The organism is Thermoanaerobacter wiegelii Rt8.B1, from assembly GCF_000147695.2.
Taxonomy (GTDB): domain Bacteria; phylum Bacillota; class Thermoanaerobacteria; order Thermoanaerobacterales; family Thermoanaerobacteraceae; genus Thermoanaerobacter; species Thermoanaerobacter ethanolicus.
Genome location: NC_015958.1, coordinates 2,425,819 through 2,446,388, shown reverse-complemented (window position 1 = coordinate 2,446,388; position 20,570 = coordinate 2,425,819). Strand labels below are relative to the sequence as shown.

Annotated in this window: 19 protein-coding genes and 5 pseudogenes; 23 read left to right on the top strand and 1 reads right to left on the bottom strand. The window is 33.4% G+C overall.

Annotation, left to right across the window (positions count from 1 at the left end; translation table 11 throughout):
• Nucleotides 1-2: 2 nt before the first annotated feature.
• Nucleotides 3-128, top strand: a complete 126-nt coding sequence (locus tag THEWI_RS15310) for a hypothetical protein (protein WP_014063557.1) — start codon at nt 3-5, stop codon at nt 126-128.
• Nucleotides 129-881: 753 nt separating this feature from the next.
• On the opposite strand, the pseudogene THEWI_RS11985 reads toward THEWI_RS15310, so the two are convergent.
• A pseudogene (locus THEWI_RS11985) lies at nt 882-1,676 on the bottom strand (ISL3 family transposase); the annotation flags it as partial.
• Between THEWI_RS11985 and THEWI_RS14040 the strand changes: the two are divergent.
• From THEWI_RS14040 to THEWI_RS14295, 22 genes and pseudogenes are all read left to right on the top strand, one after another.
• A pseudogene (locus THEWI_RS14040) lies at nt 1,651-2,118 on the top strand (UPF0236 family transposase-like protein); the annotation flags it as partial. The pseudogenes THEWI_RS11985 and THEWI_RS14040 overlap by 26 nt on opposite strands.
• A 143-nt stretch (nt 2,119-2,261) precedes the next feature.
• A pseudogene (locus THEWI_RS11975) lies at nt 2,262-2,842 on the top strand (DUF6431 domain-containing protein).
• A gap of 135 nt (nt 2,843-2,977) precedes the next feature.
• Nucleotides 2,978-4,290: pseudogene (locus THEWI_RS11970) on the top strand (DDE-type integrase/transposase/recombinase).
• 17 nt (nt 4,291-4,307) lie between these two features.
• Complete coding sequence (locus tag THEWI_RS11965) at nt 4,308-5,108, top strand: ExeA family protein (RefSeq protein WP_014062504.1); 801 nt, start codon at nt 4,308-4,310, stop codon at nt 5,106-5,108.
• 212 nt (nt 5,109-5,320) lie between these two features.
• Nucleotides 5,321-6,226 (top strand): annotated as a pseudogene (locus THEWI_RS14035) (ISLre2 family transposase); the annotation flags it as partial.
• Nucleotides 6,227-6,478: 252 nt separating this feature from the next.
• Complete coding sequence (locus THEWI_RS11950; protein WP_014063556.1) at nt 6,479-7,696, top strand: IS256-like element ISTwi1 family transposase; 1,218 nt, start codon at nt 6,479-6,481, stop codon at nt 7,694-7,696.
• Between the two features lie 730 nt (nt 7,697-8,426).
• The gene (locus tag THEWI_RS11945; protein WP_014063555.1) at nt 8,427-9,161 is read left to right on the top strand and encodes an STAS domain-containing protein; all 735 of its coding nucleotides are present in this window, start codon (nt 8,427-8,429) and stop codon (nt 9,159-9,161) included.
• Entirely contained in the window at nt 9,151-9,510 is a 360-nt protein-coding gene (locus THEWI_RS11940) for an STAS domain-containing protein (RefSeq protein ID WP_041589257.1), read from the top strand. The genes THEWI_RS11945 and THEWI_RS11940 overlap by 11 nt, the downstream gene beginning before the upstream one ends.
• A gap of 42 nt (nt 9,511-9,552) precedes the next feature.
• The gene (locus THEWI_RS11935; RefSeq protein WP_014063553.1) at nt 9,553-9,987 is read left to right on the top strand and encodes an anti-sigma regulatory factor; all 435 of its coding nucleotides are present in this window, start codon (nt 9,553-9,555) and stop codon (nt 9,985-9,987) included.
• Nucleotides 9,984-10,952 carry a PP2C family protein-serine/threonine phosphatase gene (locus THEWI_RS11930; RefSeq protein ID WP_014063552.1) on the top strand — a complete coding sequence of 323 codons (969 nt, stop codon included), beginning with the start codon at nt 9,984-9,986 and terminating at the stop codon, nt 10,950-10,952. Before THEWI_RS11935 ends, THEWI_RS11930 begins: the two co-directional genes overlap by 4 nt.
• Nucleotides 10,952-11,758, top strand: a complete 807-nt coding sequence (locus THEWI_RS11925; protein ID WP_014063551.1) for a GGDEF domain-containing protein — start codon at nt 10,952-10,954, stop codon at nt 11,756-11,758. The genes THEWI_RS11930 and THEWI_RS11925 overlap by 1 nt, the downstream gene beginning before the upstream one ends.
• Nucleotides 11,759-11,772: 14 nt before the next feature.
• Nucleotides 11,773-12,420, top strand: coding sequence for a DUF294 nucleotidyltransferase-like/CBS domain-containing protein (locus tag THEWI_RS15105; RefSeq protein ID WP_014063550.1), 648 nt, complete (start codon nt 11,773-11,775; stop codon nt 12,418-12,420).
• Nucleotides 12,421-12,557: 137 nt separating this feature from the next.
• Nucleotides 12,558-13,121, top strand: a complete 564-nt coding sequence (locus THEWI_RS15100) for an HD domain-containing protein (RefSeq protein WP_244262239.1) — start codon at nt 12,558-12,560, stop codon at nt 13,119-13,121.
• Between the two features lie 527 nt (nt 13,122-13,648).
• Nucleotides 13,649-15,151, top strand: coding sequence for a GGDEF domain-containing response regulator (locus THEWI_RS11915; RefSeq protein WP_014063548.1), 1,503 nt, complete (start codon nt 13,649-13,651; stop codon nt 15,149-15,151).
• Between the two features lie 10 nt (nt 15,152-15,161).
• Nucleotides 15,162-16,301: a HEAT repeat domain-containing protein gene (locus THEWI_RS11910; RefSeq protein WP_014063547.1), complete on the top strand. Its 1,140-nt coding sequence runs from the start codon at nt 15,162-15,164 to the stop codon at nt 16,299-16,301.
• A gap of 141 nt (nt 16,302-16,442) precedes the next feature.
• A complete protein-coding gene (locus THEWI_RS11905; RefSeq protein WP_244262238.1) occupies nt 16,443-17,741 on the top strand; it encodes a glycosyltransferase family 2 protein in 1,299 nt (432 codons plus the stop codon).
• Between the two features lie 101 nt (nt 17,742-17,842).
• Nucleotides 17,843-18,592, top strand: a complete 750-nt coding sequence (gene istB, locus THEWI_RS11900; protein ID WP_041589255.1) for an IS21-like element helper ATPase IstB — start codon at nt 17,843-17,845, stop codon at nt 18,590-18,592.
• 328 nt (nt 18,593-18,920) lie between these two features.
• Entirely contained in the window at nt 18,921-19,070 is a 150-nt protein-coding gene (locus tag THEWI_RS15095; protein ID WP_425274185.1) for a type II toxin-antitoxin system HicA family toxin, read from the top strand.
• Between the two features lies 1 nt (nt 19,071).
• The gene (locus THEWI_RS11890) at nt 19,072-19,488 is read left to right on the top strand and encodes a type II toxin-antitoxin system HicB family antitoxin (RefSeq protein WP_014063544.1); all 417 of its coding nucleotides are present in this window, start codon (nt 19,072-19,074) and stop codon (nt 19,486-19,488) included.
• 33 nt (nt 19,489-19,521) lie between these two features.
• A complete protein-coding gene (locus THEWI_RS11885) occupies nt 19,522-19,740 on the top strand; it encodes a DUF4160 domain-containing protein (RefSeq protein ID WP_014063543.1) in 219 nt (72 codons plus the stop codon).
• A gap of 18 nt (nt 19,741-19,758) precedes the next feature.
• Nucleotides 19,759-19,995: a DUF2442 domain-containing protein gene (locus tag THEWI_RS11880; RefSeq protein ID WP_014063542.1), complete on the top strand. Its 237-nt coding sequence runs from the start codon at nt 19,759-19,761 to the stop codon at nt 19,993-19,995.
• A 332-nt stretch (nt 19,996-20,327) separates the two neighbouring features.
• The gene (locus tag THEWI_RS14295; RefSeq protein ID WP_244262236.1) at nt 20,328-20,465 is read left to right on the top strand and encodes a hypothetical protein; all 138 of its coding nucleotides are present in this window, start codon (nt 20,328-20,330) and stop codon (nt 20,463-20,465) included.
• The last annotated feature ends 105 nt before the right edge of the window (nt 20,466-20,570 follow it).

The window sequence follows — 20,570 nt, the reverse complement described above, 5'->3', positions numbered from 1 at the left end:
TTATGAAGGTCTACGAGCTGATTTCAACTTATAACCCGGAAGAAATTTTAAGAGAAATTTTAAAAGAATATGGGGGAGATTTTCCTTATTTTGTGTTTTACACCATCGATGAAAACTTCCATTTTTAAACTCAGTACGGATTTTTCATTTTTGCTCCGCTCAAATCAAAAATCCGATTAAAGTAATGCACCTCTTAAAGCAAACGTGCTTTTTTGTTTGCCCCCGCGAAAAAGATTATACGCCTGCGGGTCTTGCGGTCAAGGTGCCTTCGAGCATAAACGGCCTCCTCCCCAAAGGGTCCCCTCCATTTATCCCTCGACTCCACCTTGACCTCCTGCCTGCAGGCTGTTTTGTTTTAACTGCCTGGGGCAAACAAGAAGCAAATAAAAAATGAGGAGGTGTAGGCGCATGGCGTAAGAAAGTGAACTATAGTGCCAGGCTGTCAGATACGAGCGAGTAAAAAATTTTAGGGGTGGAAATTTGAAATGACTACAAAGCAAAAAGATGATTCCCAAATTACCTCTTCAGATTTTAAGAATTTTGTGATATAATTACCTTGCACTTATTCTGATGCCTCCTTTTTAGATTGTTTTTCCACTTCTATTATAGCAGGCATTCAGAATAAGTGCTCTGTTTTTTTAGATTCTTTTTTACTCACCCCAACATTTATTATAGAACCAATTTTGGCTCTTTGTCAATAGTTGGGGTGGGTATTTTTTCTGAATGCCCACCTATAAATTTTATTACAAGAAATATTTGTTAAATTATGTTAGTTATGATAAGAGATATAGCTAGAAGTATGGGTGGATATTTATTTATGTCTTTTCATCAAAGCTCTATAATATCATTGAATATCCTTTATCACTAAAAATAGCATTGCATCAAGCATTGCAATACAATATCCTTTTTCTGAATCGATAAAAATTTCTGTAACCATATGCTATCCTTTTTAGCACCTTAATTTTATTGTTATAACCTTCTATTACAGAATTAGTATAAGGGATATCAAAGGCATTTGTTATTTCTTCAAACCAACGGTTAAATACTTGCACACATCTTTTAAATTCATCAATTTTGCTTTCTTTAGCTAACTGTATCCATCTTTTTAATTCTATTTTTGCTTCCTTTGAATTCTTGCATTTTAATACTTTATCATTAAATTCTTCTTTTAAAAGGTATGCTATCCTTAAGTCGCCACTGTACCAGAACATTACTTCCAATTCTTCTTTTTGTTCTGTTGTTAAAGTATCATATTTTGCAAGAAGTAGCTTACGGCTTCTTTTGAAATATTTTCTTTTATTGTCTGGCAGTTCTTTTTGTATTCTTTTTCTTACATTTTCTATTGCCCAATATATGTACCTTGTAAAATGAAATTTGTCTATTGCTATTTTAGCTCCTTTGAAATATGTTTTTACTGTATCTGAAAAAGGCCTCCACATGTATATAATAACCCACTTTACTTTATTCCTGTCTTTAAATCTTTTGAAATATTCACTTAAATTCTCCTGTTTTCTGTCTTTTAAAATATCTAATATTTTTCTCTCTTTTGGGTCTACAACAATGCAATGATATTTCCTGCCTCCAGAGTTACCTTTGAATTCGTCTATACTGATAACTTCCGGTAATGTTTTATAATCAGGCTCTACTCCTATTGTGTCTAAAAGTCTCATCATAGTGATAGAAATTTTTAGTGATTTATTAAACGAAGGAATGGATATTACAAGACTTGTAGCAAGAATAAAGGAAATCACGGACAAACTAGGTAGTGAAGTAATAGAAGCAATTATTGAAGAGTTAGATAGGATAATAAAAGAAGACAAGAGAAGGAAAGAAAAATGGATAGTAGAAAGAAAAGATAAAAAGAGGTTAACGACAATTCTTGGAGATATTGAATATGAGAGGACATATTACAAATCTAGGCAGGATGGGAGATATACATATTTGGTGGATGATGCATTAGAGATAGGGCGGCACGATAGGATAGAAAAGGGAGTAAAGATAAAGTTAGTAGAAAACGCGATAGAAGAATCATATGAAAGAAGTAGTAAAAAAGCATGTCCAGAGGAGCTAAGTAAACAGACGGTATTAAACGCAATAAGGGAAATAGGAGAAGTAGAATGTCATTTCTCAAATTAATTCAGCCCAAAACCGATAAAATTTTTCAGATTAAATAATCTTGTGATAAAATTAATGCTAAAGGAATGTGAAAAAAATTCATCACATTCTTTTAGCATTAATTTTTTAATTGGAGATGTTGTTTTATGCAAATAATTTTTCATGTTGATAACATTGAAGAATATTTGCAAAGAAGTAAAGATTACAATTTTCCTGACCCACCAGACAGATGCCCTCATTCTGACTGCAAGTGCAGAGTAAAACTAAAAAGCACGGTTTTTACTACCGTTACTATTTAGATGGACCTAACTGTGTAAAAATAGCCATAAGAAGGTATATATGCCCTGTGTGCAAAAGGACTCTTTCCTACCTCCCTGATTTCTGTATTCCTCATTTTCAGTATTCTTTCAATATGATTGTAAAGTCTTTAAAAGAGACACTTACAAGAGAAAAAACTCTCAGTTCTTTCATAAATGACTTAAAAAGAAACTTCCCTACCATACTATTTTCAAGACAGCATATATATTTTTACACCAAAAGGATAATGAATAATTTAAGTTTTATCATATATGGATTAAGGCAAATAGACCCTTACATAAAGTTATTCGAGGTTAGTTCTCAAAGAGAGAGGGCCAGAGAGATTTTGGACATAATAAACATTGTACCACTCTTTTCCCAACGGTTTTATGCCCATTGCCAAAAATCATTTCTGGCCCCTCTCACATAATTTTAGCATTAAACATGAAAGATTTAAATAAAAATTTTGATTTTTTCTTAGCAACATAGCTTTTTCCTTTAATGTCCCCCAGATATGAGCTAAAATTACGATTAGAAATCAAAAAAGTGAAGGGGGAACATATAAATGCTTGATGAAAAAGCGAGAGAAGCTATAGCATTAAAGAGATTTTCACTGATAAGTCCGGTGTTAAACGGACAGGTAAAAAATCAGAAAGAATATTTTGATGCTCTTTCCGATAAACCTATTGAGATACCTTATCTTGGAATGAGAAGATATACTCCTAAGACACTTAGAGGGTGGCTGTATCAGTATTTAAGAGGTGGTATAGAAGCGTTAAAGCCGGGTTATCGAAGTGACAGAGGCAAATACAGAAAGATAGACTTTGAACTTTCAGAGAGAATAAAGCAAAAGAAGCTTGAACATCCTGAAATGCCCAACAAACTTCTTTATGAGACATTGATAGGAGAAGGAATAATATCACCGGATAAAGTATTCCTTTCGACATTCTATAGGTTTTTGAAAAACATTCCTGTAAAATCTCTAGATAAAGAAAAAGAGGGTAAAACAAAGAGGTTTTCCCATGAATACATCAATGAACTGTGGCAAACTGATGTCATGTATGGGCCATATATTAAAGAAGGTAAAACAAAAAGACAAACGTACCTTATTGCATATATAGATGATGCTTCAAGGCTTTGTACCTATGCTCGCTTTTACTATACCCAGAATTTTTTAGCTTTAAGAGACTCATTTAAAGAGGCGGTGCAAAGAAGGGGGATACCCAAAATGCTTTACACTGACAACGGAAAGATATATAGAAGCAGTCAATTGGAATATATCTGTGCTTCACTAGGCACATCTCTTATTCACGCTGAGCCTTTTTCACCTCATTCAAAAGGAAAAATAGAAAGATTCTTTCATACGGTGAGAATGAGATTCTTAAGCACAATAGATCCTACCTCCGTAAAGAGTATAGATGAACTCAACATGATGTTTTTAAATGGCTGGAGGAAGATTACAACAGAAAAGAACACAGCAGTATTGGCATGAGTCCTTTAGATTTTTTCATGTCACAAATATCAAGAATAAATATGTGTAACATAGATATGTTGAATGAATGTTTTCTCATAAGAGTAAATCGTAAGGTAAATAAGGATGCTACACTTAAAGTGGAAAATATACTTTATGAAACAGAAGAAAAGTTTAAAAATATGCACTTAGAAGTCAGATATGACCCTGAGTGGCTTTAGGATAATACACCGCTTCTACTTTATTATGAGGGCAAAAAAGTGGGGGAAGCGTATAAAGTGAACTTTCATGAGAATGCTAAAATTCCTGCTGCGTATATAAAAGGCAAAAATGACGTAAACGAAAATGAAGAAATAAGTGATTTTACCAAGCATAAAGTAATCTCTTTTAACGATATCATTGATTGAAAGAGAGGTGCCTTAAAGTGTTTACCCAATATTTTGGAATGAAATTTAATCCATTTTCTAAAGAGATAAGTGTAAACGACCTTTACATAAGTGAAGACATTGCTGAATTAAATGCCAGGTTAAAATATTTACAAGAAACAAGGGGTATAGGACTTATCGTTGGGGAGGCCGGTTCAGGTAAATCTACTGCATTAAGAAGATATGCTGAAAGCCTCAACCGTTCTACATTTAAACCATGTTATTTCGCTTTATCTACACTTACAGTGAGAGAATTCTATCAAGCATTGGCTATGATTTTAGGCGAAACACCCTCATACAAAAAAGTAACGCTCTTTTACCAGATACAAAGAGCGATAACAGAACTTTACTATAGCCAGAAAATAACTCCTGTCATAATATTAGATGAAATACAACTGGTTTCTAATGATGTTCTTGAAGATTTGAGAATAATATTTAACTTTAATATGGATTCTCAAAACCCGTATATATTGATACTTTCAGGACAACCACACATAAGAAACAAACTAGCTCTCAATGTAAACAGTGCACTAAGGCAAAGAATTTCTATAAAGTATGTGATGCAAGGGCTAAAAAAAGAAGAAATTCAAGATTATATAAAAACAAGAATGAAAATAGCCGGAATGATGGATGATATATTTACACCATCAGCATATGAAGCAATATATTCCCTAACAAAAGGGCTCCCAAGGATAATAAATAACCTGGTAACAGCTTCTTTACTCTATGCGTATTCTAAAAGGCTAAGAGAAATAGACGAAGAAGTAATATACCAGGCACAAAATGAAATCAGTTTATGAGAGTAGCACTTTTTGTGTTACTCTCAATTTTATTATATATTAATTAAATAAAATTTCAATAACAGATATTAACATATTTTGGCGGTAATGCTCTTGGAAAGTGAAAAAAATTTTTAATCAGGCTGTAATAATTTGAGAAAAAATACTTTTATGCACTTAAAAAATGCCATTATAATTTGAAAATCTTTGGAGATTTAATTTGAGAATTGACAGTAGAAGTAAAGAGAGAAATAAAAGAGAAGAAAGAAGTAAAGGTATTATACATAGAGGCAGATGAAGACCATGTACCTTTACAAGAGGGTGGAGATGAAACACCTCGATTGGTGTACATACATGAAGGGAGGGAAGAGAGAAACGGAAGAAACGTACTGAAAAATGTGTATTACAAGGCATACGTAGGAGAGAAAGCTGAAGACATATGGATAGATGTAGCAAATTACATAGAAGAAAATTACAAGGAAGAGAAGATAGAGAAGATATACATAGCAGGAGATGGAGCGCCGTGGATAAAAGAGGGATTAGAGTGGATAGTAAAATCAAGGTTTGTGTTAGACAGATATCATTTAAACAAATACGTATTAAAAGCTACATCGAAAGAGCCAAAATACAGGGGATAAGATATGGAGAGCAATAAATGAAGGAGATAAAGAAGAACTAAAGAAGGTATTTAATGAACTAATAAAGGTAACAAAGGAAGAGAGAGAAAAGAGAAGGTAAAAGAGGCGAAGAGGTACATACTAAATAATTGGGAAGGAGTAGAGATATACAGTAAAGACAAAGATGTAATAGGGTGCAGTGCAGAAGGGCATATAAGTCATGTATTTTCTTCTAGATTAAGTAGGAATCCATTAGGATGGAGTAGAGAAGGATTAAAGTTAATGGCGAAATTAAGAGTATTCAGCAAGAATGGAGGAGATTTGAGAGAAATAGAATGGGGTAAGAAAGAGAATATAAATGAAGGGAGCTACAAATTAACGAAGAAGCAAATAAAAGAGGCGGTAAGGAGAGTTAAAACGTCTACAAATGAAAAAATAAATAATATTACGGTTTTGAATATAGGGAAAGTAACACCAATATATAAGGTTTTAAGAGCAATAAAATATGCGCAAGTTATATAAAATGCATGATAAGTTGAAGGCGGAAATTAACTAAGTTTCAGGGGTTGTCTTAAAAAAATCCTACAGTATCTTGACACTATCCATAGCTACTTAAGTGTTTAAAAGAACGCTTTTTTGTGGTACAATTATTATGAACCATAGTGAAAATCCTCCTTGTATGAGAGACTGTAAAAAATTTTGTGTAAACTGATTAAAAACCTCTTTCTTGGTAAGAATTAGAATATATACAAAACCAAGAAGGAGGTTTTAAAAATGTCACTATTGACAAAAGAGCAATTAAGAAATTTCATTAGTGAAAACAATATTCAATCTGTTCCAGACCTTTATACATCATTAAAAAATCTCTTTAAAAATACTATTCAAGAAATGCTTGAAGCAGAACTTTCAGCAGAACTTGGCTATGAAAGATATGACAAGAAAGACAAAGATACTCAAAATTCAAGAAATGGCTATACTCAAAAGACAGTAAAAACGCAATTTGGTGAGATGGGAATTGATATTCCAAGAGACAGACAAGGAGAATTTGAACCCAAAATAGTTCCAAAATACAAAAGAGACATATCAGGAATTGAAGAAAAAGTAATAGCTCTATATGCAAGAGGAATGTCAACAAGAGATATTCATGACCAGATAAAAGACCTGTATGGAATAGAACTATTTGCAGAAATGGTAAGTAAAATAACCGAAAGAATAGTACCAGAAATAAAAGAATGGCAATCAAGACCATTAGAAAAGATATACACTTTCATATTTATGGATGCCATCCATTACAAAGTAAGAACAGATGGCCATATTATCAATAGAGCAGCTTATGTAGTATTAGGGGTAACGATAGAGGGCATAAAAGATATATTAGGGATTTGGATTGGAGAAAATGAGAGTTCAAGATTCTGGCTTGGAGTATTAAATGAGCTAAAGAACAGAGGAGTAGAAGATGTTTTAGTATTTTCTGTAGATGGATTAACAGGGATAAAAGAAGCAATACAAGCAGCATTTCCAAAATCAGAGATACAAAGATGTATAATACATCAATTAAGGAACTGTTTCAAATATGTGTCATATAAACACCTTAAAGAATTCAGTAAAGACTTTAAAGCAGTATATCAAGCAGCTAATGAAGAAATAGCAAGAGATGAATTTGAGAAATTAAAAAACAAATGGCAGAATCTATATCCTTATGCCATAAAGAGTTGGGAGAATAACTGGGATGTATTAAGTCCATTTTACAAATTCCCTGAAGAAGTAAGGAAAATAATGTATACAACAAACATAATTGAAGGATTCCATAGGCAGTTAAGAAAAGTTACAAAATCAAAAATAATATTTCCATCTGATGAAGCATTAGAAAAAATGCTATACTTAGTAACAATGAATGTATTAAAGAAATGGACAGTGAGGTATAAAAACTGGGATATAGTATTAAACCAATTAATCATAATGTATCCTGGAAGACTTGAAAAATACTTATAGGGGGCGAAGCCCGAAAAAATTTTTTCTCTAGAACCTTTGAATCCCTAGGTCTTCAAAGGTTCTAGAGAAAAGCTTACAGTATCCCTAATTAAATATTTTAACCAAAATTATTCACTTTCATGCATAAGATGTAGAAAAAAGGTCATACTAAAGATAGAACAGATAAAAATGTTAACTGATTCTTACTGAGAAAGAGGATATAATTAATCTAAATACACAAAATATTTTTCACTCCCTTTTAAGAGCAATAAAATATGCACAAGTTATATAAAATGCATGATAAGTTGAAGGCGGAAATTAACTAAGTTTCAGGGGTTGTCTTAAAAAAATCCTACAGCATCTTGACACTATCCTTATTTTGAAACCCCCTTTTCTTTTTTAAGACTATGTGTTAAACTCATATTACAGAGATTTTACTTTCTGATAAGTTTTTTAACACTTAAATTTTAACAGAAAAATATATATTTTGTAAAAAATTTTTCGCTCAATTTAGCTATCAATTAGCACTATTTAGACATTTTGATATTTTACTTGCCGAATCTAAGTTTACATAAGTTTATATTGTTTGTTATAAAAAGTCAATAATGAAGAATTCAAATAAAGGGAACATTGACGGAGTGTTAAGAAAAACCATAGAGATTGGTTCTGTTAGAATAAACATAATAAAAAAGATTGTTTAAGAGGTATTAATTGGAATAAATAGAAGTAAAATAACAAAGGAGTGGGCACTATGAAAGAAACTATTATTTATAATTTAAAAACGCTTGTAGAAGAAATAACAGAATCAGATAATACTAAAAAAGAATGGGAGGATTTTTTGGTTAGCCTTGCAGATGCCTTAGGTAGTGAGGATATGAAAGGAAGGATAAAAGAGCCTCTCAAAAATTTGCTGAATTTTATTGATGTAGGTGCCCTGGTAAAAGGGATGGAGCTTTTGAATGCCAGAATTGAAGGGTTTCCCCTTGCAGAAATGTTAAAGGTTGTAATCGAAGTATTAGACGAGATAAAAAATGATAAGGAGATGCGCATAAAAGAACTGGGGAACATACTTGCCGAACTCGCAACCCCTATAATAAGGATATGGCGTGATGTACTTCTTGTACCTCTTATTGGTACGCTTGATAGTCACAGAGCACAGAGTATGGCCGAAAAGCTTCTTGAAAGAACAGCAAGTACTAGGGCAAAGATAGTTATTGTGGATGTGACAGGAGTGCCGATGATCGATACGATTGTTGGAGGATTTTTAATAGAAATGTTTAACGCAATAAAATTGCTTGGCAGTGACGTAATTCTGACGGGTATAAAGCCGGAGATAGCTCATACTCTTGTAAAGCTGGGCGTTGATTTCAACATGGTAATTATAAAGAGAGACTTGGAAAGTGCCCTTAAGCATGCAATTGATATGACATCTGATAACAGAGAGGAAAGACATGGACAAAAAAGAGGGAGCAACTATGAAGAATAAAGTAGTGCCAACCATCAAGCTTTATGATTATTTACTTGTTCCAATACAAATTGAACTTGATGACAATACAGTTGAGAGACTGCAGATGCAGATACTCCATGAGATACATGAGAATAATGTTCGGGGAATAATAATCGATGTTAGTATGGTTGATGTAATTGATAGCTATATATCTTTTGTTCTTTCGGAAACGGCTGGTATGGCTAAGGCTATGGGATGCTATGTTGTTATATGTGGAATTCAGCCTCAGGTAGCACTTACACTGTCTCAGATGGGTATCAAACTGAAAGACATAATCACTGCCCAGAGCCTTGAGGATGCTATAAATATTCTTGATGAATTAGATTAAGGTATACTTTTTAATGCTTTTGCTTTGAAGGAGTGATACCGGGTGATAGAAGTGAATCCCCAGGATTGCGATATAGCACTGAAGATAAAAGATGAAAGCGATATTGCGGTATCAAGGCAGATGGCGAAAAATTTTGCCCAGAAAATGGATTTCTCTCTAGCGGATGTTACCAAAATAGCTACAGCGGTGTCGGAACTGGCAAGAAATATATACAGATACGCAAAAGAAGGATATATTTACATCAGGAAAAAGGAAGCGGGTTCAGAAAAAGCGCCTGCCATAGAGATTTTGGCGTGCGACAGGGGACCTGGGATAGAAAATGTGGAACTAGCCATAAGCGGAGGATATACTACTTCGGAAAGAAGCCTGGGGTTGGGCCTTGCTGGAATTAGAAGACTTATGGACAGCTTTCATATTCAATCTGAAGTTGGAAAGGGAACGGTTGTTATCGTTGAAAAAAGGAGGCGCGCGTTTTGACAGAAAAGCTGGAGGTTGATATTGCTGTTGAAGCTGATCTTTTTATTCTCGAATACCGTCTCAAGAAATTTATGGAAAAATCCAATATAGATATTCCTTCCGCTTTGCTCGTGGCCAGAGAACTGGCCACTAATATTTTGAAATACGGTAAAAAAGGTTTTATAGAGGTAAAGTTAAAGGAAGATGGTTTATGTCTCGTGGCTGAAGACATAGGAAAAGCTGACGGGGATAACGGCGAAAAAAGGCCAGCCGGAGGACTTGGAATAGGACTTGAAGTGGTAAAAAAAAGTAGCAATGAGTTTGAAATCGAGCGAAAACCTGGCGGGGGAAGAAGAGTGAAAGCTACTCTTAAGGCATCTAACCAAAAGGGGAAGAATTTTGTTTTGCAAGTCGGGACGGCATCAAAACCGCATTATCTTGAGGAAGAGAGCGGAGATGTATGTGTGTGGAAGAAGATGGGCGAAAAATATATGTTATTTGTAGCGGATGTCTTGGGCCACGGAAGAAAGGCGTACGAAGTTGCAAAAGTTATCGAACTTTACGTAAAGAATTCAACCGAAGGAAATATAGATAAGATATATGCGGATCTTGAAGGGCTTGTAAGAGGTACGCGGGGCTGCGTTGCTTTTGTTGCTCTGGTTTCTGAATCTATGATAGAATATATAAACGTGGGCAATATAAAGGCTTGGATTGTCGATACTGAGACTGTAAGGAGAACAATGGGAGTGAACGGTGTTATTGGTAGGATGCCGATCAGCCTAAAAATATTTAAAGAGCCGATATCATTGCTTCATTCTATATTAGTGGTCTGTACCGATGGAATAAAGAATCAGTTTATTCCATCGCCTGATATGGATTGGATAAGAACTTTAAGTCCTAGAGACGTTGCTTTAAAAATAATAAAGGAGTTCAGCATAAAAGAAGATGATGCTACCGTATTAGTAGCAAGGGGGGAAATGGGGTAATGACAAATCTCAAAGGTTTTATGGTGGAATATAAAAATTACCTTTCAGAATACATTTTAAAAGGCGGACAGGATGAGATACTGTTTGAGGCATACCAGCACCTTATAAAATTATTGGATGATTCTTCAGCTCAAGCCGCAAATATTTTAGATATTCATAATCAAGTTCTAAAAGACGTTCTTAATATAAAGCAGGATAACGATATGGTACAGTGGATTTACATTGAAAGAGCTACAGAATTTCTTGCTCAGATACTTATAGCAACAGACGCTTTACTCCTTTCTCTGAAAGAGAGTGTAGAAAGAGATCCATTGACAGGGCTTTACAATAGACTGGCTATTGATAGAATTCTCTCGAAAGTTTGGCTGAATACAAATATGACCAAAACACCTCTTACAGTAGCCATGCTTGATTTGGACGATTTTAAACATGTTAATGATAAATACGGACATCTGATCGGCGACGAGTTGTTGAAGGAAGTGAGCACTGTTATAAAAGCTTGCCTCAGGGATAAGGATGTGGTTATGAGGTATGGAGGCGAAGAATTTCTCATATTACTGCCGGAGACAGAAACTAACGGTGCCAAAAAACCCCTTGAAAGGGTAAGAAAAAAAATAGAGGAAGGGATTTTTACAGAAGCCAAAATTAAAGCTACTGCCAGCATAGGTGCGGCGGTATATCCGGATGATCGTCCTTTAAGTATGGAGGAGATCGTAAAATTTGCAGATGCAGCGATGTATGCGGCTAAAACAAAAGGCAAGAACAGGCTTGTTTTCTATAGCCATCTGAACAAACAAAAAGATTAGGAGGGTATAATTTAATGGAAAATATATCTACAAATCGATATATTAATCTACCCGTAGTTTCACAGGATGCCGATCTAAGAGAAGTTGCAAGAGTAATGCTTGAAAGTAAAGAAGGTGTGGTTATCGTAGAAAAAGAAGACGGCGCAAAGGGCTACATTGACTATAACGTAGTACTAAAATGGTTTCTCATGGGAGATGAAGCTTCGAAGGTTAAGGCTAAAGATGTTGCTATCTTGATAAAAGACGAAGATAAAGTGGAAGCGACGCTGAATATAGAGGATCTTGTCAAAAGTGTAATTACACACAAAGACTGTCGGTTATTTACCAGCACAAATGGAGGAGTAATAGCTAGACTTTCTCTTGAAAATTTAATTGAGGGACTTGCAAAGTCGCGTAGTGATGAAAAGGAAAAAAGGGAAGGGCTGGAACGCTTAATAGGAATGATAATAGACCTCTTTCCCTTTGGAGTAGCACTGGTTTCAGAGGGTGGTGAAATCATACGGGCGAATAAGCTTGCGATGGAAATAATATCCGAAAATCCAATAGAAGTTGAAGAAATAAGAAAAATGATTAACGATAATCGAGAAAAAATATTAACATCTAAGGCAGGAACCTATTATAGGATGAGTACGAGTATTTTAGGGGAGACAAATAAATTTTAGTTACATTTACTGATATAACAGCGGAATACAATATGATGCAAAAATTGAGAAGTAGTCAAAATGAAGTGGAAACGGCATTTTCGATCATGCTTCCTGACCAGCGTATAGAGGCACGGCTGAAATCTGTTCCAGAGTATATGGATGAGTACGACGAAACTACAGGCATGGTGAAGATAACCGGTATAATCAGAAATGGTGGTTTCAGGCACGTGGTAAACATGCTTAAATTAATTGCAGATGCTTTTAGACAAGGTCTGATGGAATTGCCTGGGATGGATAAGAATGCACTTGTACAGGCAGCTGTCCTGCATGATATTGGGAAAGTACAGCCGGACTTGAAGATAGGAGATATAGTAAATCCGAAAGAAGTGTTTGAAAAGGGTTATTTTCATGCATTTCGAAGCGCTGATTTAAGCAAGGCGTTATATAATATAGACGATAAGGTGTATTATGTGATAAAGTATCATCATCATCTTGAAAACGAACTGCCGTCCGACTTCCCTGAGGTTCTATTGCCAATGTACAGATTTTTCAGATTAATTGATGGTCTTTCAGCTGGAATTACTCGCAGAGGTTCTAAAGTATTGATGAAGATAAACGGCACCAGAATTTATGTGAAGGAAGAAAGCAGTTTTCCCTCTTACAATCAGGAAATTGAAATGGACATTTACACTGGATTTTTCAATAGCAGGAAGTTGTAAAGAACAATTCTCATTTTTCAATCTCTGGGAAGCCAATATTTTCTTTTCTGCTCAGTATTGTTTTTGTGTCTACTATATTGACATAAATCCAAAATATTATTGTTAAAAAAGGTGAAATACTTTCACAAGAAATATTAAAGAAAATAGTTGCTGATGGACTTTATAGAAAATTTATCAGTTATATGGGAACACAAATTATATTGAAGGAAAAGCAGGTAAAAACAGTTAACCCCATATGGAATTTTTTGAGTTGGTATATTTTTGTTTATCCGCTTGCTATGAGTATAATTATAAACAAGTGCAGGATTTTATTTTTGATGGCGACGAGAAAGAAAAGCTAAATCTAACAAAACAGATTATTTTAAAGGTTATCCACCCGTGACAATTTTAGTTCCATGCACGCGTGTAAAATTGGTGGAGGAATGAGCTTTTGTGAAGGGATTTGGATGAATTTGAATTAGCGTATATAAAGGAGAGATCTAAAAAATCATATAAGGGTATGTTTAGTGGGATAGGAGAGGAGCAAGATGATTCCTATGAATGGGGTTATAGAGGATATTTTAAACACCATAAAAGACCTTCAAGAGATAAAAAACAAAGATAAAAGCTATATAAACGTTGTTGAAAGTACTTTAAAGAATGTGTATGTTATTGCAAAGGAGAACAATATTGAGGATGTGTATTTAGAGTTAAAGGAAATAGAAGATGTGCTGGTTAAAGAACGAGCTGAAATAGATGATAAGGTTATATTAGAAAAACTTGACCGTGTTAAAAAAGCATTAGAGGAAAAGGTAGTCGAAAGAAGAAGGGTTATCATATTTTCTGATGACAGCGGAAGGCTTAGGCAGCTTATTAAAGAGCTAAATGAAATGGATATAAATACAATAATAGGCAAAAGTGATATAATAGATTCTATTATGACATATTATCCTAATATTGTTATTATACAAAACAATAGATATATAAATGCATTGACAATCCTCAAGGCAATAATGGAAGAAAAAATTTTAAACCAGATACCCATCATTATAATTGGAGAAAATAATCGTGATGCTAAGATAGAAAGCTTAAAACTAGGTGCAGTTGATTATATTAGTTGTCCATTTGATATAGACGAAATAATCTTAAAGATAAATAATCTATCTAATATGAGCTTGAAGTGTTTAAAGAATAGTATTTATGATGTTGCAACGGGCCTGTATACAAGAAAACATGGAGAACTTTTTGGAGATAAGCTTTTATCAAGCTTGAAAAATGAAAATAAAAATGGGTCACTTCTTTTGATTGACTTTGATTACATGTCAGAAATAAACGAGAAAATGGGTGTAAGCTTTGGAAATAGCGTTATAAACGAGATAGTATCCGAGTTTAAAAAATATACGACAAAAATGGATGTAGCATACAGAATATCAGGGGATGAGTTTGCAATTTTGTTCTATGACAGGGATGTAAAATGGGTTAAAAATGCTACAGAAAAGATATTGGAATATGCCGAGAAATATGGCAAAAATTTTGGTATTGAAGTGAGTTTTTCTGGAGGAATAGTTTCAATAGGTAAGGAGACTAGGGAATTGAAAGATGCATATCTTAAGGCTAAAGAAGCTTTAAGCAGGGCAAAAGCAGAAGGAAGAAGGAAGATATTGATAGATATTGGGTCGCTAAAGGAAAATGCTATAAAAAATATATTGTTTGTGGACGATGATAAGATAATTTTATCTATATTAACAGCCAGATATAAAAGCAAAGGGTATAATATATATTCTGTTTCAGATGGTACAGATGCCCTTGAGATTATAAAGAAAAACAAAATTGATTTAGTTGTTACAGATTACTACATGAAGCTTATGAATGGTGATGAACTTATAAAAAGAATAAGAGAGCAGAACAAAAATATAAAGATAATAGTTTTATCTTCACAAAAAAATGAGGACTATATAAAGAGGACTCTTGAGCTTGGGGCAGATGATTATGTTATAAAGCCTTTCTCACCTGTGGAATTAGACAGTAGAATTAAAAAGCTCTTAGATTAATGGTGATTTTATGGAATTACTGGTTTTATATTCAATAATAGCTTTTTCTATAATAATATTTTTCTTGTATGGATACCTTGTATTTGAAAAAATATATGCTGAGATAAAAGAGAAAATAAAGCAAAGGTATTTAAACGAGGTATCTTTCTATTTAGATAGTTTGGTATCCCGCTTTGATGAGGAGGAGCTTGACGAAACTCATATAGAACAATTAAGAATGTTTATGAAACATAAGATTAAAAGAGAAATAGTAGAGGAGAGAATAATATACTATTTTGAAAATTTTAAAGGTGAATTGGCACAAAAATTGACCACGCTTTGTGATGATATAGGGCTTATAGAATATGAAATAGAAAAGCTAAAACATAAGGATTTACATGAAGTCGCATTAGCCTGTAGAAATCTTGGGGAGTTCAGGAGCAGAAAAGCAGTAAAACCACTTTTAAATTTGATTGGAAACGAATCAACTGATGTAAAATATAATGTCCTTTTGGCACTTTCTAAAATTGGAGATGAAGAAGCTTTTATAGAAGCGTTTAAAAAACTTTCTAAAACTATCCCTTTAAGCGAACGAAGCCTTATTGAAATTGCAGACAGTTTTGAGGGTGATAAACTCTATGTATACAAATCTTTAATGCATCTAGATGATGACTTTATATCGTCGGTGTTTATAAAGTCAGCAGGCAACTATAGAGATACGTCTTTAGCAAACGATATAGCATTGTTTTTAAACAGCGATAGCAAGGAAAAGAAAATAGCAGCTCTGAAGGCATTAGGGAACATGGGAGATAATAGATATGTTGACGCTATAACGGAGCTTTTAAATGACAAGGATTGGGAAGTTAGGGCAGTTGCAGCAAAGGTGTTAGGACAAATGCAAGATGATAGAGCTCTTTTACCATTGGTTAAAGCATTATCCGATAGGCAGTGGTATGTAAGATATAACGCAGCACATTCATTGATTAACATTGAAGGTGGCTTGGATATGATTAGTTTAGTTCTTCAAGGGGAGGACAAATTTGCAAAGGATATTATTATCTCTGTTTTAGAGACGATCTACGGATGGGATAAGCTTTTGGAGGGTGAGGCTAATCTTGATCAAGGTACAAAGCTTTCTAACATGGTGAAACAGTATATTGAAAATAGATAGGTGATGATGTTTTATATGAGTGCATCTTTAATAAAGTCTATTATAATAAATTTTAATTATATTATTATATACTATGTACTGGTAATAAATTTTATTTACTTTGTTCAGCTTATTCTGGCTGCCTTTAATCTGAATGATTATATGAAAAGAATAAGGTATTCAGATTATAAAAAATATATAGTTTCATCTAATATGATACCTATTTCTATACTGGTCCCTGCATACAATGAAGAGGAAACAATAGTTGAAAATATTAAATCTCTTCTCGCATTAAACTACCCTCTGTTTGAGGTCATAGTAATAAATGATGGTTCAAAGGATGACACATTAAAGAAGGTTATTGAAGCCTTTGAGCTAAAAAAGGTAGATCAACCTGTTAGATATCTTATTAAGACAAACAAGATAAAGGCTATATATAGGAATATAGATATACCAAACCTGATTTTAGTTGATAAAGAAAACGGTGGCAAGGCAGATGCCTTAAATGCAGGCATAAATGTATCTAATTATCCTGTAATAGCCTCTATTGATGCTGATTCAATATTAGAAAGTGATTCCCTTGTAAGAGTAGTAATGCCCTTTATTGAAGACAAAAAGACAATTGCAGTAGGTGGAATTGTAAGAATTGCAAACGGGTCTACAATAACAAGGGGTAGAGTAATAAAAATAGATCTTCCCAAAAGTAGAATTGCGATGTTTCAGATAGTAGAATATCTAAGGGCCTTTCTAACAGGGAGAGTAGGATGGGACTCAATAAATAGCCTGCTTATAGTGTCTGGCGCTTTTGGTGCTTTTAGAAAGGATGCAGTAGTGGAAGTTGGCGGATATGCTAAAAATACCATAGGAGAGGATATGGAACTTATTGTAAAGTTGCATGAACATTTCTTGAGGAATAAAAGGGACTATAGGATAAAATTTGTTCCGGATCCTGTATGCTGGAGCCAGGCACCTGAGAGGATAAGGGATTTAAGAGGGCAGAGAAGAAGGTGGCAGATAGGTCTTATGGACAGCCTATTTAAGCATAAAAGAATGTTTTTTAATCCAAAATATAAAAAAATTGGACTTATAGCAGTGCCTTATTTTTGGATATTTGAGATGTTTGGACCTATTATAGAAATTTTAGGATATATATTAATTCCGTTGGCATATATGCTTGGTGTTTTAAATCTTAAGTATTTTATACTGTTTTTAGCAGCATCTATACTTTATGGGATACTTTTATCACTGGGAGCTATCCTCTTAGAGGAGTATACATTTAATAAATATCCTTCTTTAAAACAGCTTTTAAGGCTAAGCTTATATGGTGTATTAGAGAATTTTGGTTACAGACAGATGACAACACTATTTAGAGTGGAAGGCATAATAAAATTCAGAAAAATGAAGCACAACTGGGGAAAAATAAAAAGGCATAGCTTTGAAGCTAAAAGCCTCAAGCTATAACCTTATTTCTTCCCGCTTTTTTGCCTTATATAGGTTTTTTAATAACATCAATATAGCTTTCATTTTCATATTTTGCTGTATATACCCCAAAGCTCGATGTTATTTTATTTGCTGGCATAGAAGAGCTTGGATTAAATAACATAAAAAATAATATAGATATGTATTTAAACCTGATTAAATCAGGAGAAAAAAGTGTTATAGATGCTCTATATGAATTAAGCAATTTAGAAATAAAATCAAAACAAGAAAAAGCAATACTTGCATGTGTTAAAGTAGCAAACTTCCCTTTTTTAAAAGAACTTGATGATTTTGATTTTGAGTTTCAACCAAGCATAAACAAACAAGAAATTCTTGATTTAAAAAGCTTAAGATTTGTAGAAAATAACGAAAATATATTGTTTGTAGGAACCCCCGGGGTAGGCAAGACACATCTTGCCACCGCCATAGGGATAGAATGTGCTAAGCACAGATATTCTACATATTTTATTCATTTTCAAGAATTAATGTCTCAATTAAAAAAGGCATTAGCAGAAAACCGTTTAGAGATCCGATTAAAACATTTTTCAAAGTATAAAGTGTTAATAATAGACGAAGTAGGGTATTTACCAATAGACACAGATGCTTCAAATATATTTTTTCAGCTAATATCTAAAAGGTATGAAAAGCATAGTACTATTATTACAACTAATATGCCCTTTTCTAATTGGGCAGAAGTATTTGGATCAGCAACATTAGCCAATGCAATATTGGATAGATTACTTCATCATTCGCATGTTATATCAATAAAAGGGCCTTCATATAGATTAAAGTCAAAAGTTGAATATTTTAACAGTTCTTCGAATGCATCTTAGTACATTTTTTATACAAAATTATATTCCACTTTTTGTACAAAAATATATTGACTTTTACATTTTGTTCTAACTGCCGGGGGCAAACAAGAAGCAAACAAAAAATGAGGAGGTGTGGACACATGGCGTAAGAAAGTAAGCTGTAGCGCCGGGCTGTCAAATACGAGCAAGTAAAAAGCTTTAGGGGAGGAAATTTAAAATGACTACAAAGTAAAAAGATTAAATCTACATAAAATTATTGACACGTATATATTACACGTATTATAATATAGTATGAGGAAGAAAAATGAAGCCAAAAGAATAGATAAAAATGCTTCAAAAAGAGGGATGAATAATAAAAAATCAGAGAGGTTCTCATGTACATATGATACATCCTTCAAAGCCAGGTAAAATTCAAATCCCATATCACAATAAAGATTTAAAGCCAAAAACATTGAATCCTCAGGCAAGCAAGATTAAAAAAGTAGGAAAGGAGGTTTGACATGGATAAATATATTTTTCCAGCAGTGTTTGAATCTGATGGAAAAGGTGGCTATACTGTAACCTTTCCTGACTTACCCGGATGTATAACTGAAGGTGGTACATTAGAAGAAGCATTATATATGGCTAAAGAAGCTTTAGAGCTTTTTATATACAATTTAGAAGAAGATAATGAACCAATCCCAGTCCCAACACCACCAGAAAAAATAAAAGTTCCAGAAGGAGCTTTCGTTACTCCCATTGAAGCTTATATGCCTCCTGTTAGAGATGAAATGGCAAACAAAAGCGTAAAAAAGACAATTACACTCCCACGGTGGCTAAATGAAGCAGCAGAGAAGGCTAATATAAATTTTTCGCAAGTACTTCAATATGCATTAAAAGAGAAGTTAAATATAAAAGAAAGAAATAAGCCATTTTAAACTGCAAACATTTTGCTAACGTAGAAATCAAAAGTGTATTTAGTAAGAAAATATGGAAAATACAAACCTCATTTTCATGCTATATATGGAGAATATGTAGGCGTGTTTGACATCAATACTCTTCAAATGATTGAAGGAGATCTACCTAAAAGAGCAAGAGAATTAGTCGTTGAGTGGGCTAGTAAATATCAACGTGAACTGTTAGAGATGTGGGAAACTCAAGTATTTCGAAAATTACCTGGATTGGAGTGATGAAGTACGCATAAAGTTGTGAGCGTAAAAGCAACAGATGATTATAAGCTGATAGTTACTTTTGATAATGGAACTGTAAAAGAATATGATATGAAGCCAAAACTTAATGAATGGCCATTTGAGTTATTGAAAAACAAAGTCTTTTTTAAAGCAGTAAAAGTTGATGCTGGTGGTTATGGTGTAAGCTGGAATAACGAGATAGATCTGAGCGAATATGAACTCTGGAAAAATGGTAAAGAAATTAAACTAGTTTAAATTTGTTTAAAGGAAAGAGAAGAATAAAAATATTGACAGTATTTTTGACATCACATCTCTAGTTGTAGAATTGTATATTGTAGTTAATGCACCCAAATCCATAACAATTAAAATAGAAATAAACACAAAAAAAGAATAGGTAGATAGAACTACCTATCCCCAAACCCCACATATTTGTAGCACCCGAAGTGTCCCTTTGTCTATTATATCACATCTTTTAGAAATTAAACCAATGAAATAAAAAATTAAAAAGATGAAAGTGAAGCCTTACGAAATAGTCACGATTTGGTATAATAGAATAAAAGATAAAACTTAAAATTGAGGTGTTTTTTATGAGCAGAATAAAACAGTTAAATCGTGAGCTTGCAAGAATTGTAGATGTATTAATAAGAGAATATCAGCCTGAAAAAATAATATTGTTTGGTTCATTAGCAACAAAAAAAATAATAGGGATGTGCAAAATTAATTAAAATAGTTACGACCAAAAGCCAGAATATGTATAACATACAATATATAGTAATCAAGACTGACAATCAAACATAAAGTAAGGGATAAGGGAAAAGAAAAGACAAAAA

What these genes read in the sequence shown, in the direction of transcription:
- THEWI_RS11925 (WP_014063551.1), top strand. Translation starts at nt 10,952, where the DNA reads ATGACAAATCTCAAAGGTTTTATGGTGGAATATAAAAATTACCTTTCA.
- THEWI_RS11950 (WP_014063556.1), top strand. Translation starts at nt 6,479, where the DNA reads ATGTCACTATTGACAAAAGAGCAATTAAGAAATTTCATTAGTGAAAAC.
- THEWI_RS11890 (WP_014063544.1), top strand. Translation starts at nt 19,072, where the DNA reads ATGGATAAATATATTTTTCCAGCAGTGTTTGAATCTGATGGAAAAGGT.
- THEWI_RS15310 (WP_014063557.1), top strand. Translation starts at nt 3, where the DNA reads ATGAAGGTCTACGAGCTGATTTCAACTTATAACCCGGAAGAAATTTTA.
- THEWI_RS11940 (WP_041589257.1), top strand. Translation starts at nt 9,151, where the DNA reads ATGAAGAATAAAGTAGTGCCAACCATCAAGCTTTATGATTATTTACTT.
- THEWI_RS15100 (WP_244262239.1), top strand. Translation starts at nt 12,558, where the DNA reads ATGGATGAGTACGACGAAACTACAGGCATGGTGAAGATAACCGGTATA.
- THEWI_RS11945 (WP_014063555.1), top strand. Translation starts at nt 8,427, where the DNA reads ATGAAAGAAACTATTATTTATAATTTAAAAACGCTTGTAGAAGAAATA.
- THEWI_RS15105 (WP_014063550.1), top strand. Translation starts at nt 11,773, where the DNA reads ATGGAAAATATATCTACAAATCGATATATTAATCTACCCGTAGTTTCA.
- THEWI_RS11910 (WP_014063547.1), top strand. Translation starts at nt 15,162, where the DNA reads ATGGAATTACTGGTTTTATATTCAATAATAGCTTTTTCTATAATAATA.
- THEWI_RS11915 (WP_014063548.1), top strand. Translation starts at nt 13,649, where the DNA reads ATGATTCCTATGAATGGGGTTATAGAGGATATTTTAAACACCATAAAA.
- THEWI_RS14295 (WP_244262236.1), top strand. Translation starts at nt 20,328, where the DNA reads ATGAGCAGAATAAAACAGTTAAATCGTGAGCTTGCAAGAATTGTAGAT.
- THEWI_RS11905 (WP_244262238.1), top strand. Translation starts at nt 16,443, where the DNA reads ATGAAAAGAATAAGGTATTCAGATTATAAAAAATATATAGTTTCATCT.